This is a genomic window from Pseudonocardia sp. TMWB2A, from assembly GCF_017312135.1.
In genome coordinates this window covers 3,662,742-3,676,541 of the sequence record NZ_QKQY01000002.1, presented here as the reverse complement: position 1 = coordinate 3,676,541, position 13,800 = coordinate 3,662,742, and the positions used below count along the sequence as shown (strand labels likewise).

Genomic DNA, 13,800 nt, shown 5'->3' with positions numbered 1-13,800 from the left:
CCGGCTCAGCCCGCCCGGCGCCGGTGGTGGGCGTTGCGGGCGCGCAGGACCACCGTCGCGAGCAGCGCCGCGAGCAGCGAGCCGCACAGCACCCCGATCTTGACGTGGTCGTCCTGCGGGGTCCCGGTCCCGAACGCGAGCTCGCCGACCAGCAACGACACGGTGAACCCGATCCCGGCGAGCTGCGCGAGGCCGAGCAGGTCCCACCAGGACAGGTCGTCGGACAGCTCGGCCCGGGTGAACCGCTGCACCAGCCAGGTGGAGCCGAGCACGCCCACGGTCTTGCCGACCACCAGGCCGGCGACGATGCCGAGGGTGACGGTGTCGACCAGGGCCGCGCCGAACCCACCGCCGTCACCGTCACCGCCGACCACCGTGACCCCGGCGGCGAAGAACGCGAACACCGGCACCGCGAAACCGGCCGACACCGGGCGCCAGCGGTGCTCGAAGTGCTCCGACAGCGACACCCCGTGCACCCGGCGCCGCCCCAGGACCGGCACCGCGAACCCGAGCAGGACCCCGGCGACGGTGGCGTGCACTCCCGAGGAGTGGACCAGCACCCAGGTGACCGCGGCGAGCGGCAGCAGCACCCACCGGGACCGGACCCCGCGCTGCACGGCCAGGGTGAACAGCGCGAGCGGGACGAGCGCACCGAGCAGCGCGGGAACCGACAGCTGCTCGGTGTAGAACACGGCGATGATCGTGATGGCCAGCAGGTCGTCGACGACGGCGAGGGTGAGCAGGAAGGTCCGCAGCGCGGTGGGCAGGTGCGTCCCGATGACGGCGAGCACCGCGAGCGCGAACGCGATGTCGGTGGCGGTCGGGATCGCCCAGCCGACCAGGGCCCCGGGGTTCGCGAGGTTGATCGCGACGTAGATCAGCGCGGGCACCGCCATGCCGCCGACGGCCGCCGCGACCGGGAGCAGCGCCGTGCGCGGGTCGCGCAGGTCACCGGCCAGGAACTCGCGTTTGAGCTCCAGCCCGACGACGAAGAAGAAGATCGCCAGCAGGCCGTCGGCGGCCCACGTCGCGAGCGACAGGTCCAGGTGCAGCGCGGCGGGCCCGACGGTGAGCTCGGACAGCGCGGTGTAGGCGTCGCGCCAGGGCGAGTTGGCGAACAGCAGCGCGACCGCGGCCGCCACGACGAGCAGGACGCCCCCGACGGTCTCGGTGCGCAGCACGTCGCCGACGCGGCGGGCGGTACGGGAGGCGTTCACGGGGCTCCGGGGAGGTCGGGCGGGCAGGAGACATCGCTCGCCGACCAGACTTCCCGGCACACCGGAGGGGACCCTACCCTCCCGGCCCCGGGGGCGGACCCCTCGTCCCGCCCCCGGGCGCCGGTCAGCCGAGGGCCGCGGCCGCGGCCGCCAGCCCGCGGATCCGGTCGACGTCCCCGGCCGCGACGGCGTCGGCCGGGGTGAGCCAGGAGCCCCCGACGCAGGAGACGTTGGGCAGGGCCAGGTAGCCCGGTGCCGAGTCGACGGTGATCCCCCCGGTCGGGCAGAACCGCAGGTCCGGCAGCGGCCCGGCGACCGACGTCAGGAACGGGCGCCCGCCCGCGGCCTCGGCGGGGAAGAACTTGCAGGCGGTGTGGCCGCGCTCGGCGACGGCCATCATCTCCGAGATCGTCGCGGTGCCGGGCAGGAAGTCCAGCCCGGAGTCCTCCATCGCGTCGAGCAGCCGCGGCGTCGCACCGGGGCTGACCAGGAAACGGGCGCCCGCGTCGACCGAGGCGCGGACGTCGTCGGGGGTGCGGACGGTCCCGGTGCCGACGATGGCGTCGGGCACCTCGGCCGCGATCCGGCGGACGGCCTCGAGCGCGGCCGGGGTCCGCAGGGTCACCTCGATGACCGGCAGCCCGCCGTCGACCAGGGCACGGGCGAGCGGGACGGCCGACGCGGCGTCGGGCAGCACGACGACGGGGACGACGGGGGCCAGCTCCAGCAGCTTCTCGCTCATGGTTCCTCTCGGACGGGACGGTCTCTCAGTGGGGCAGGACGACGGTCGCGCCGGTGTCGGCGGGCCCGACGGCGGCGCGGAACGCGGCGAACAGCTCGCGTCCGGTGCCGGTCGTCGGACCGGACGGGCCTGCGGGCCGGGCGGGCTCGCGGGCGTCGAACTCGTCGGCGTCGACCAGCAGGGACAGGGTGCCGTTCAGGGTGTCCAGGCGTACCAGGTCGCCGTCGCGCACGTTCCGCAGCGGTCCGCCCTGCGCGGCCTCCGGGGTGACGTGCAGCGCGGCGGGGACCTTGCCCGAGGCGCCGGACATGCGGCCGTCGGTGACGATCGCGACCTGGTGCCCGCGGTCCTGCAGCAGCCCCAGCGCGGGGGTCAGCTTGTGCAGCTCGGGCATGCCGTTGGCGCGCGGTCCCTGGTACCGGACGACGGCGACGAGGTCACGCCCGTCGAGCTCGCCCGCGGCGAACGCGGCCAGCAGGTCGTCCTGGTCGTCGAAGACCACGGCCGGGGCCTCGACGACGCGGTGGTCGGGCTCGACGGCGGAGGTCTTGACCACCGAGCGGCCCAGGTTGCCGTGCAGCACGCGCAGCCCGCCGTCCGGGGAGAACGGGTCGGCGACCGAGCGCAGCACCGACTTGTCCAGGCTCTCCGTGGCGCCCTCACGCCACACGAGGGTGTCCCCGTCGAGGAAGGGCTCGCGGGTGTAGCGGGTCAGGCCGGGGCCGTCGACGGTGCGGACGTCGTCGTGGGCCAGGCCGTGGTCGAGCAGCTCGCGGATCAGCAGCGCCGTGCCGCCGGCGGCGTGGAAGTGGTTCACGTCGGCCTTGCCGTTGGGGTAGATCCGGGCCAGCAGCGGCACGACGGCGGACAGGTCCGAGAAGTCGTCCCAGGTGATCTGCACGCCCGCGGCGGCGGCCATCGCGACCAGGTGCATCGTGTGGTTGGTGGAGCCGCCGGTGGCCAGCAGCGCGACGATCCCGTTGACCACGGCCTTCTCGTCGACGACCGCACCCATCGCCTTGTCCGGGTCACCCGCGGCGTCGAGCGCGCGGCGGGCGACCTCGTCGGTCAGGGCGTCGCGCAGCGCGGTGCCGGGGTTGACGAACGACGACCCCGGCAGGTGCAGGCCCATGACCTCCATCAGCAGCTGGTTGGAGTTCGCGGTGCCGAAGAAGGTGCAGGTGCCGGGGCCGTGGTAGCTGGCCGACTCGGCCTCGAGCAGCTCGGCGCGGCCGGCCTCGCCCGCGGCGAACGCCTGCCGGATGCGGGCCTTCTCCTTGTTCGGCAGGCCCGAGGTCATCGGGCCGGCGGGGGCGAGCAGCACCGGCAGGTGCCCGAAGGACAGCGCGCCCATCACCAGCCCGGGGACGATCTTGTCGCAGACCCCGAGCAGCACCGCGGCGTCGAACATGTCGTGGCTCAGTGCGACGGCGGTGGACAGGGCGATGACGTCGCGGGAGAACAGCGACAGCTCCATGCCGGCGCGGCCCTGGGTGATGCCGTCGCACATGGCGGGGACCCCGCCGGCGACCTGGGCGACCCCGCCCGCGTCGCGGGCCGCGGCCTTGATCCGCGCGGGGTAGGTCTCGAACGGCTGGTGGGCCGAGAGCATGTCGTTGTAGGCAGTGACGATGCCGATGTTGCGGGCGGGCGACGCGGTGAGCGTCAGCTTGTCCGGCCCGCACGCGGCGACGGCGTGGGCGAGGTTGGCGCAGCCGAGGTCGGCGCGGCCGGGGCCGGCGGCGGGCCCCGCGGCGGCGGCCGCGCGGATGCGCTCGAGGTAGGCGGCGCGGGTGGTGGCCGAGCGGGCGGTCACCCGCCGGGTGACGGCGTCGACGACGGGGTGCAGCGGGACGGAAGCGGTCACGGTACGTCGATCTCCAGGTGGTGGGGTGCGTGGCGAACCGTTCGATAAGCACTCTACCGACTTACTTATGTACTCACAAGACGTTAGTGAGACCCGATCAGCGTTTTACCAGGTCGAAGCCCTGTGGTTCACTGGACGAATGCGAGGACGCACCCCGACCAGCGCGCCCGCCACGGCGGGCGAGATCTTCCGGCTGGTCCGGGACGGCGTGGCCGGGACCCGGACCGAGATCGGTCGCGAGACCGGCCTGTCCCGGACCGCGGTCGCCGCGCGCGTCGACCGGCTGCTCGCCGACGGCCTGGTCACCGAGGTGGTCGGCGCCGCCGCGACCGGCGGACGACCCGCCGCGCGCCTGGAGTTCAACGCCGCGGGCGGCACCGTGCTGGCGCTGTCGGTCGGCGTCAGCCGGTCCAAGGCCGCCGTGTGCGACCTGTCCGGCGCCGTGCTCGCCGAGGAGGTCGTGGACATCCCCGCCTCCGCCGGGCCGGAGCATCTGCTCTCCGAGGCGGTCATCCGGCTGGAGAAGCTGCTGCTCACCGCCGGGGTCGACGACGCGACGATCCGCGGCATCGGGCTGTCGATCCCCGGCACCGTGGACGGCGCGCAGGGCTGGTCGGTGGGCGTCCCCGCGCTGCCCGGCTGGGAGCGGATCGCGCTGCCGCCGCTGCTCACCGCCCGCTTCCCCGCCCCGGTGCTGGTCGACAACGACGTGAACGTCATGGCCCTGGCCGAGCACGACGCCCACCCCGACGTCGACGACCTGCTGATGGTCAAGATCGGGTCCGGGGTCGGCGCCGGGCTCGTCTGCGGCGGGGTGCTGCAGCGCGGCGCCTGGGGTGCGGCGGGCGAGATCGGGCACACCCCGGTCCACGACGGGCCGGGCATCGGCTGCGGCTGCGGCAACATCGACTGTCTGGAGGTGCTGGCCTCGGGCCGCGCCCTGGTGCGCGACCTCGCCGAGTGCGGGCAGCCGGTCACCGCGATCGCCGACGTCGTCGCGCTGGTCAAGCAGGGCCACCCGGACGCGGTGCGGCTGGTGCGCATCGCCGGGCGCCGGCTCGGCGAGGTCCTCGCCGCCGCGGTGAACCTGGTCAACCCCGCGCTGGTCGCGATCGGCGGGGACCTGGTCGGGGCGTTCGACCCGCTCGTCGCGGGTGTGCGGGAGGCGATCTACCGGCGCTCGATGGCCGCGGCCACCCAGAACCTGCGCATCGAGCCGGGCCTGCTCAGCGGGCGGTCGGGCGTGATGGGCTGCGCGATCCTGGTGCTCGACGAGGTGCTCTCCCCCGGCTCCGTCGACGCCGCCCTGTCGGCCTGAGCCGCTCAGCGGTGCGGCGCGCGGAGCAGGTCGAACCGCATCGTGCGCGACAGCGTGAACCCCATCGCCTCGTAGAGCCGGATCGCGCCGTGGTTGTCCGCGGCCGCGTGCAGCACCGGGCGCTCGCCGCGGGCGACGATCCCGGCGGCGACGGCGTCGACCAGCCGGCGGGCCAGCCCCCGGCCCCGGAACTCCGGGTCGGTGCAGACCGCGCTGATCTCGGTCGCCCCGGCGGCGCCGTCGCCGCCGATGCGCATGCGCTCCCCCGCCATCGCGACCAGCCGGCCGTCGTGGCGGACGCCGAGGTAGCGGCCCAGCTCGGCGGTGCGCGCCAGCCAGGGCCCGGGCCGGGTGCGGCCGGTCAGCTCCGCCATCTCCGCCCGGTCCGGCGGCCCCAGCTCGACGAGGTCGTCCGCGGCCGCGCCCGGCACCGCGGCGCCGTCCATCTGTACCCCGGGGAACGCGCGCAGCAGCTCCCAGCCCGCCGGGATCCGCGGCGGCCCGGCGGCGGCGCGCACCACCACGACCTCGCTGCCCGGCGCGCAGAGCGCCGCGAGATCGGCCCAGTCCCCGGCGCGGCCGTGCCCGTCGGCGTCGAGCGGGAGCGCCGCGAACGGCGACACCTCCGGGTCGAAGCGCACCGCGGCACCGCGGGTCGCGCCGAAGCCGGCCAGCCGCCCGCGCAGGGCGGAGGCCACCGGGTCGGTCAGGGCGGTGTCGAGGCAGTCGGGGGCGTCGGGCACGGCCGTCATCGTGCCCCGGCGCCCCGGCCGTCCGGCGCAGGGGTCGGCTACCGTGCCCGCGCCCCCGGCCACCCGCCGCGCACCCACCTCCCGACCAGCACCCTCGTTCGACCGGAGCCGCCATGTCCACCGTCGCCGACGCCTTCGCCACCCGTCACGGGGCGGCCCCGACCGGGGTCTGGTTCGCCCCCGGGCGGGTCAACCTGATCGGCGAGCACACCGACTACAACGACGGCTTCGTGCTGCCCTTCGCGCTGCCGCACCGGGCCGTCGTCGCCGCGGCACCCGCGACCGGGGGCCGCAGCCGGGTCCGCTCGGTGCAGGAGCCGGGCGCCCCGGTGGAGTTCTCCGCGGCGTCGGTGGTGCCGGGCGAGGTGCCCGGCTGGGCGGCCTACGTGGCCGGGACCTGCTGGGCGTTCCGCGAGGCCGGCTACCCGGTGGGCGAGGTGGAGCTGGAGCTGGACTCCGACGTGCCGGTCGGGGCCGGGCTGTCGTCGTCGGCGGCGGTGGAGTGCGCGGTCGGCGTCGCGCTCGCCGGGCTCGCCGGGGCCGACGTCGACCCGACCACGCTGGCCCGGATCGCGCGGCGCGCGGAGAACGAGTTCGTCGGCGCCCCCACCGGCGGCATGGACCAGATGGCCTCGATGCACGGCCGCGCCGGCCGGCTGGTGTTCCTCGACACCCGCGACGACACCGTCGAGCTGGTCCCCTTCGACCTGCCGGCGCACGACCTGGAGCTGCTGGTCATCGACACCCGGGCGCCGCACGCGCACGCCTCGGGCGAGTACGGCGCCCGGCGCGCCGACTGCGAGGCCGCGGCCGCCGCCCTCGGCGTCCCGGCCCTGCGGGACGCGGGCCCGGACGACCTGCCCCGGATCGCCGACGAGCGGATCCGCCGCCGGGCCCGGCACATCGTGACCGAGAACGCCCGGGTCACCGAGACCGTGCGGCTGCTGTCCGGCGGCGCGGACCCGCGGGCGATCGGGCCGCTGCTCGACGCGTCGCACACCTCGATGCGCGACGACTTCGAGATCACCGTCCCGCACGTCGACGTGGCCGTCGAGGCGGCCCGCGACGGCGGCGCGACCGGCGCGCGGATGACCGGCGGCGGCTTCGGCGGCTGCGTGATCGCGCTGGTCGAGGCCGACGGGGCGGCCGCGGTCACCGCCTCGGTGCGGGAGGCCTACGCGCAGCGCGGCTGGGCCGAGCCGGTCGTGTTCCCGGGCACGCCGTCGGACGGGGCGGACCGGCTGGCCTGACCGGGGACCCCTTCCGCCTTTCGCGAGCGGAACGGAATCGGTACAGTACGGAAGTGCCCCGTCACGCGGGCCCTGGCACCGCTCGACCCGCACCCGTTCGCTTACCGAGGAGACGGCTCGTGCCGCACCCCCTTCCCGTCATGGACCCCGCCGACGTCGTCGTGTTCGGCGGCACCGGCGATCTCGCGATGCGCAAGCTGCTGCCCGCGCTCTACCTCCGCGACCGCGACGGCCAGCTCGCCGACGACACCCGCATCGTCGCCGTGTCCCGTTCCGGGCTCGACGACCCCGGCTACCGCGACAAGGTCGACTCCGAGCTGCGGCGCACCGCGCCGCGCTGGGCCGGCCCCGACGCCTGCGCCGACGACGCGCAGCACCACCGCTTCCTGGACCGGCTGCACCACGTGACCCTCGACGTCGCCGACGACGACTGGTCGCTGCTGTCGGAGCTGATCGGGGCGCCCTCCCCGGGGCGCACCCGGGTGCTCTACCTCGCCTCCGCCCCGCAGCTGTTCGGGCGGATCTGCGTCGGCAGCGCGGCCGCCGGCATCGTCGACGACCGCACCCGCGTCGTGCTGGAGAAGCCGCTGGGCACCGACCTGGCCTCGGCGCAGGCGATCAACGACGAGGTCGGCTCGGTCTTCGCCGAGGAGCAGATCTACCGGATCGACCACTACCTCGGGAAGGAGACGGTGCAGAACCTGCTGGTCCTGCGCTTCGGCAACTCCCTGTTCGAGCCGCTGTGGAACGCCTCGCAGATCGACCACGTGCAGATCACCGTCGCCGAGTCGATCGGCGTCGGGAACCGCGCGGACTACTACGACGGCTCCGGCGCGCTGCGCGACATGGTGCAGAACCACCTGCTGCAGCTGCTGTGCCTGGTCGCGATGGAGCCGCCCGCCAAGATCGACGGCGAGGGCGTGCGCGACGAGAAGCTCAAGGTCCTGCAGTCGCTGCGGCCGCTCGACGGCCCCGACGTCGTGCGCGACACCGTGCGCGGGCAGTACGCCGAGGGCCTCGTCGACGGCACCGCGGTGCCCGGCTACGCCACCGAGCTGGCCGAGTCCCGCGCCGGGACCCCGCGCGAGCGGGAGCGCTCCTCCACCGAGACCTTCGTGGCGCTGCGCGCCGAGGTCGCCAACTGGCGCTGGGCGGGGGTGCCGTTCTACCTGCGCACCGGCAAGCGGCTGGCGACGCACGCGTCGGAGATCGTGGTGCAGTTCAAGCCGGTCCCGCACTCGATCTTCCCGGCGTTCGGTGAGGAGATCCCGGCCAACCGGCTCGTCCTGCGGCTGCAGCCCGACGAGGGCGTCCGCCTGCACATGACGGCCAAGCAGCCCGGTCCCGGCGGGATCCGCCCGATCCCGGCGCCGCTGGACCTGAGCTTCGCCCGCACCTTCGGCGACCGGCTGCCCGACGCCTACGAGCGGCTGCTCATGGACGTGCTGCGCGGCAACCCGACGCTGTTCATGCGCCGCGACGAGATCGAGGCCGCGTGGCGGTGGGCCGAGCCGATCCTGCGGACCTGGGAGGCGACCGACCAGCGGCCGCGGCCCTACACCGCGGGCAGCCACGGCCCGGCCTCGGCCACCGCGCTCATCGAGCGCGACGGCCGGGCCTGGCACGAGGACTACTGACCGGGGACGTCCTGCCCCGCGGGCTGCCACACCGCGGTCTCCGGGGCACGGCAGCGGCCGTCGCTGTAGAGGTGCGAGTCCGGGAAGTGCCGGGCCGCCAGCGCCTCCCCGACGATGATCACGGCGGTGCGCTGGATCCCGGCCTCGTCGACGGCCTTGGGCATCTGCTCCAGGGTCCCGCGCAGCACGATCTCGTGCGCACGCGACGCGTGCGCCACCACCGCGGCCGGGCAGTCACCGCCGTAGGAGGGGGCCAGGGCGTCGACGACCTCGGCGATGCGGTGCACGGCCAGGTGCAGCACCACGGTGCCGCCGGCGGCACCCAGCTTGTCGAGTCCCTCGTTCTCCGGCATCGGCGTCGCGCGCGCCGCGATCCGGGTGAGGGTGACGGTCTGGGCGACCGTGGGGACGGTGAGCTCGCGGCCCAGCGCCGCGGCCGCCGCCGCGTAGGCGGGGACGCCGGGGCACACGTCGTAGGGCACGCCCTCGGCCTCGAGCCTGCGCATCTGCTCGGCCATCGCGGAGAACACCGACGGGTCGCCGGAGGCGAGCCGGGCGACGTCGAGCCCGTGCCGGTGGGCGCGGACCATCTCGTCGAGGATCTCGTCGAGCGTCATCAGCGCGGTGTCGACGGTGCGGGCGCCGGGCGGACAGATCTCCAGCATCTCCGGCGGCACCAGGCTGCCCGCGTAGAGGCAGACCGGCGCGGCCGCGATGAGGTCGCGGGCCCGCAGCGTCAGCAGGTCGACCGCACCGGGTCCGGCCCCGATGAAGTGCACCGTCACAGCTCGGTCCTCACAGCACGTTCCTCCAGCTCCACAGGGTCACGGGCATGGCGGGGCGCCATCCGTGGAAGCCGCCGACGGGGACGGCGCGGGCGACCTGCACCCGTACGAGGTCCCCGCCGTGCGCGGCGTGGGCGGCGGCCAGCGCCGCCTCGGTCTGGACGGTGACCGCGTTGGCGACCAGGCGTCCGCCCGGGCCCAGCGCGGCCAGGCAGGCGTCGAGGACGCCCGCGCGGGTCAGCCCGCCGCCGACGAACACGACGTCGGGCCGTTCCAGCCCGGCCAGCACGTCCGGCGCGGGACCGGTCACCACCCGCAGGCCGGGGACGCCGAGCGCCGCGGCGTTGGCGGCGACCCGGTCGGCGCGCTCGGGGCGGGTCTCGACGGCGATCGCGCGGCACCGCGGGTGCGCCCGCATCCACTCGATGCCGATCGACCCGGACCCGGCGCCGACGTCCCACAGCAGCTCCCCCGCGCGCGGCGCGAGGTGGGCGAGGGTGACGGCGCGGACCTCGCGCTTGGTGAGCTGACCGTCGTGGTCGTAGGTGTCGTCGGGCAGGCCGGGCGTCTCCCCCGGCGGGACCAGCCCGGCGTCGGGGACGCACTCGAGCGCGACGACGTTCAGCGCGTCCGCGTCGCCCCGCCAGGCCGCGGCGGTGGCCGACACCCGGCGCTCGTCGGGCGCGCCGAGCCGCTCCAGCACCGTCATCCGCGAGCCGCCCCATCCGGCGCCGGCGAGCAGCCCGGCGATCTCGGTGGGTGACCCGGCTCCGGCCGAGAGCACGACCAGCCGGGCGCCCGGGGCCAGCGCGCGGCGCAGCGCGTCGAGCGGGCGGCCGACGACGCTCAGTACCGCCACGTGCTCCGAGCCCCAGCCCAGCCGGGCGCAGGCCAGCGCCACCGACGACGGGTGGGTCAGCACCCGCAGCCGGTCCGGCCCGGCGACGCGGGCCAGCGTGGCGCCGATCCCGAAGAACATCGGGTCGCCGGAGGCGAGCACCGCGACGCGCCGGTCGGCGAGGGAGTCGAGGATCCCCGGCAGCGCCGGGACCAGCGGCGACGGCCACGCCCGGCGCTCCCCCGCCACGTCGGCGGGCAGCAGGTCGAGCTGGCGGGGCCCGCCGAGCAGCACCTCGGCGTCGCGCAGCGCGTCGCGGTGGGTCTCCGGCAGCCCGGCCCAGCCGTCGGCGCCGACCCCGACGACGGTGAGCGGGTCACCCACCGGTCTTGTCCGTGACCCCGGCGGCGTCGAAGGTGGCGACGTCGGCCATCGCCCGCGCCGCGCCCTGCAGCACCGGCAGCGCGAGCAGCGCGCCGGTGCCCTCGCCGAGGCGCATGTCGAGCTCCAGCAGCGGCGCGAGGCCGAGGTGGTCGAGGGCGAGCGCGCCGCCCGGCTCGGCGGAGCGGTGCCCGCCCAGGCAGTAGCCGACGACGTCCGGCGCGAACGCGGCGGCGACCAGGGCGGCGGAGCCGGCGATGACGCCGTCGAGCACCACCGGGGTGCGCAGCGCGGCGGCGCCCAGGACGAACCCGGCCAGCCCCGCGTGCTCCAGCCCGCCGACGGCGGCGAGCACCCCGAGCGGGTCGGCCGGGTCGGGCCGGTGCAGCTCCAGGGCGCGGCGCACGACGTCGGTCTTGCGGGCCAGGGTCTCGTCGTCGACGCCGGTGCCGCGCCCGGTCGCGACGGCCGGGTCGGCGCCGGTGAACGCGCACACCAGCGCGGCCGCGGCGGTGGTGTTGGCGATGCCCATGTCCCCGGTGAGCAGGCAGCGGTTCCCCGCGGCGACCAGGTCGCGGGCGACCTCGATGCCGTGCTCGAGCGCGGCGCGGGCCTGCTCGCGGGTCATGGCCGGGCCGGTGGTCATGTCGGCGGTGCCGCGGGCGACCTTGCGGGGCAGCAGGCCGGGCACCGGGTCGAGCTCGGCGGCCACCCCGACGTCGACGACGAGCACCTCCGCCCCGAGCTGGCGGGCGAACGCGTTCACCACCGCACCGCCCGCGGTGAAGTTCGCGACCATCTGTGCGGTGACCTCCTGCGGCCACGGGGTGACGCCCTGGGCGTGCACGCCGTGGTCACCGGCGAAGATCGCGACCGCGGCCGGGGACGGCACCGGCGGCACCTCGGCACCGGCGATCCCGGCGAGCGCGACGGCCACGTCCTCCACCCGGCCGAGCGCGCCGCGCGGCTTGGTCATCCGGTCGAGCCGGTCGCGGGCCGCGGACCGGGCGACGTCGTCGACCGGTGCGACGGCGTCCACGGTGGACTCCAGCAGCGCGGTGGGCGCGGCGCCGGGCAGCCCGCGGGCGCCCCAGGTGTCCTGGTGCACCGCCCAGTCCAGCGGGCGGCGACGGGCCCAGCCGTGCTGCTCGAGCTCGGGCCGGTCGGGGAAGGCGTCGACGTGGCCGACGCACAGGTAGGCGACGACCTCGACGTGCGCGGGCAGCCCGAGCAGCGCGCCGAGCTCGGTGAGGCCGTCGTCGCCGAAGAACGACACCCAGCCGACGCCGAGGCCCTCGGCGCGGGCGGCCAGCCACAGGTTCTGCACCGCGAGCGCGGCGGAGTAGGGGCCCATCTCGGGGCGTTCGTGGCGGCCGAGGGTGTGCCGGCCGCCGCGGGTGGCGTCGGCGGTCACGACGACGTTCAGCGGGGTCTCACGGATCGCCTCCACCCGGATCGCGCGCAGCGCCTCGGCGCGGGCGGCGGGCAGCGACGCGGCGTAGCGGTCGCGCTGGGCGGAAACGAGGGCGTGCACGCGCTCGCGGACGCCCGCGTCGCGGACCAGGACGAAGTCCCAGGGCTGGGAGAACCCGACGCTCGGGGCGGCGTGCGCGGCCTGCAGGACGCGGGTGAGGACGTCGTCGTCGACCGGGTCGGGCCGGAAGCCGGTGCGGACGTCGCGGCGGGAGTGCAGGACGTCGTAGAAGTCCGTCACGTCGGCATTCCTCCTGCGGTACACGGCTCGGCGACGGATGAGACGACCACACGTCCGTAGAGGTGGTCAACTGTCCCTTCGGGTCGGTCGGGCACCTCACATGTGCCGGATGGGGCATGCTCGACGACCGTGCTCTGCCCCTGCGGTACCGGCCGCCCCGAGGACACCTGCTGCGCCCCCGTGCTCGCCGGGCGCCCCGCTGCCACGGCGGAGGCGCTGATGCGCAGCCGCTACACCGCCTTCGTGCGGGGCGACCGCGCGTACCTGCTGGCCTCGTGGCACCCGTCGACGCGTCCGCGACGGCTGCGGCTGGAGCCGGGTTCGGTGTGGACGGGGCTGCAGATCGTGGCGCGCTCGGGCGGGACGATGTTCTCCACCGACGGGACCGTCGAGTTCCGGGCCCACCGGACGGACGGGGTGCTGGCCGAGCGCAGCCGGTTCGTCCGGGAGGACGGGCGGTGGTTCTACGTCGACGGGGACGTCGGGTAGGCGCCTCATCAGAACTGGGGACTCCCTGCAACACGCCGGTCACCGCCCTCGACATGCCGACCGAACGGACCAGTCGGGTGCGGCCGGGCGGCGGAGATCGGGAGACCATGAACGTGCAGCAGTGGCAGTCCATGTCGGAGCGGGAGCGCGTCGAGTGGGCCCGCTTCCAGGAATGGCAGCACGCACAGTCCCGGCTCGCGCAGTCCCGGATCGCGCAGTCCCGGGTCACGCAGTCTCCGGCCCCGCAGCAGCAGGTGCCCTGGGCCGCGGCGGCCGCCCCGGTGCCTACTCCGCGTCACGTGCAGCTCGGCTCCCGCACCGCCCGGCGTCTGCTGATGGCCGCCTCGTCCGGGATCGTCCTGGTCCTGGCGATGATCGTGATCGCGGCGATCGCCGATCTGGGGGCTCCGTCGACCCGCACCGTCTCCGGTGTCATGACGGTCGTGAGCGGCTCGGGGTCGCTCTATTCGGGCTCCTCCTACGGTGCCTGCACCCTGTCCGGTGGCTACGACGACATCACCGCCGGGACGACCGTGACCGTCCGCGACTCCTCCGGCACGATCGCCGGCGTCGGCGCGCTGGGCAGCGGGACGGGGAGCAGCTACGGGTGCGCCTTCTCGTTCACGGTGGACGACGTCCCGGTCTCGGACTTCTACACCGTGGAGGTGGGCCACCGCGGCGAGGTGACCTTCACCGACGCCGCCGTCCGGGACGGGGACCTCCGGCTCTCCCTGGGATGAGGGGGCGGGCCGCGTCGTCGACGGCGTGCGACCCACACGACGGGGGCTCCGTGGGCGGCCCCATCGACAC

At 75.8% G+C, this 13,800-nt stretch carries 12 protein-coding genes; 5 read left to right on the top strand and 7 right to left on the bottom strand.

Annotation, left to right across the window (positions count from 1 at the left end; genetic code table 11):
• Positions 1-5: 5 nt before the first annotated feature.
• From nhaA to edd, 3 genes are all read right to left on the bottom strand, one after another.
• On the bottom strand, positions 6-1,244 hold the full coding sequence (gene nhaA, locus DMP17_RS31810) for a Na+/H+ antiporter NhaA (RefSeq protein ID WP_443217984.1): 1,239 nt from the start codon (positions 1,242-1,244) through the stop codon (positions 6-8).
• 97 nt (positions 1,245-1,341) lie between these two features.
• Positions 1,342-1,959 (bottom strand): bifunctional 4-hydroxy-2-oxoglutarate aldolase/2-dehydro-3-deoxy-phosphogluconate aldolase, encoded by a 618-nt coding sequence (gene eda / locus DMP17_RS31805; protein ID WP_337831469.1) that lies wholly within the window; start codon positions 1,957-1,959, stop codon positions 1,342-1,344.
• A 25-nt stretch (positions 1,960-1,984) separates the two neighbouring features.
• Positions 1,985-3,826, bottom strand: a complete 1,842-nt coding sequence (gene edd, locus DMP17_RS31800; RefSeq protein ID WP_337831468.1) for a phosphogluconate dehydratase — start codon at positions 3,824-3,826, stop codon at positions 1,985-1,987.
• 139 nt (positions 3,827-3,965) lie between these two features.
• On the opposite strand from edd, the gene DMP17_RS31795 reads away from it, so the two are divergent.
• Positions 3,966-5,144: an ROK family transcriptional regulator gene (locus tag DMP17_RS31795; protein ID WP_337831467.1), complete on the top strand. Its 1,179-nt coding sequence runs from the start codon at positions 3,966-3,968 to the stop codon at positions 5,142-5,144.
• 5 nt (positions 5,145-5,149) lie between these two features.
• Here DMP17_RS31795 and DMP17_RS31790 read toward each other — a convergent pair whose 3' ends face one another.
• Entirely contained in the window at positions 5,150-5,887 is a 738-nt protein-coding gene (locus tag DMP17_RS31790) for a GNAT family N-acetyltransferase (RefSeq protein ID WP_226357026.1), read from the bottom strand.
• Positions 5,888-6,009: 122 nt separating this feature from the next.
• Here DMP17_RS31790 and galK point away from each other — a divergent pair, with 122 nt between their 5' ends.
• Both galK and zwf read left to right on the top strand, forming a co-directional pair.
• Complete coding sequence (gene galK / locus DMP17_RS31785) at positions 6,010-7,146, top strand: galactokinase (protein ID WP_337831466.1); 1,137 nt, start codon at positions 6,010-6,012, stop codon at positions 7,144-7,146.
• Between the two features lie 119 nt (positions 7,147-7,265).
• A complete protein-coding gene (gene zwf / locus DMP17_RS31780; RefSeq protein WP_251782743.1) occupies positions 7,266-8,783 on the top strand; it encodes a glucose-6-phosphate dehydrogenase in 1,518 nt (505 codons plus the stop codon).
• On the opposite strand, the gene cobM is transcribed toward zwf, so the two are convergent.
• Genes cobM through cobT form a run of 3 tightly spaced genes read right to left on the bottom strand, consistent with a single transcriptional unit; the run spans position 8,777 to position 12,501 of the window.
• Complete coding sequence (gene cobM, locus DMP17_RS31775) at positions 8,777-9,568, bottom strand: precorrin-4 C(11)-methyltransferase (RefSeq protein WP_226357023.1); 792 nt, start codon at positions 9,566-9,568, stop codon at positions 8,777-8,779. The genes zwf and cobM overlap by 7 nt on opposite strands.
• Before the next feature lie 10 nt (positions 9,569-9,578).
• A complete protein-coding gene (gene cbiE / locus DMP17_RS31770; RefSeq protein ID WP_226365224.1) occupies positions 9,579-10,790 on the bottom strand; it encodes a precorrin-6y C5,15-methyltransferase (decarboxylating) subunit CbiE in 1,212 nt (403 codons plus the stop codon).
• Positions 10,783-12,501 (bottom strand): nicotinate-nucleotide--dimethylbenzimidazole phosphoribosyltransferase, encoded by a 1,719-nt coding sequence (gene cobT / locus DMP17_RS31765; RefSeq protein WP_308016673.1) that lies wholly within the window; start codon positions 12,499-12,501, stop codon positions 10,783-10,785. Before cobT ends, cbiE begins: the two co-directional genes overlap by 8 nt.
• A 129-nt stretch (positions 12,502-12,630) precedes the next feature.
• On the opposite strand from cobT, the gene DMP17_RS31760 reads away from it, so the two are divergent.
• The gene (locus DMP17_RS31760) at positions 12,631-12,990 is read left to right on the top strand and encodes a YchJ family protein (protein WP_337831465.1); all 360 of its coding nucleotides are present in this window, start codon (positions 12,631-12,633) and stop codon (positions 12,988-12,990) included.
• A 107-nt stretch (positions 12,991-13,097) separates the two neighbouring features.
• Positions 13,098-13,730, top strand: a complete 633-nt coding sequence (locus DMP17_RS31755; RefSeq protein WP_337831464.1) for a hypothetical protein — start codon at positions 13,098-13,100, stop codon at positions 13,728-13,730.
• The last annotated feature ends 70 nt before the right edge of the window (positions 13,731-13,800 follow it).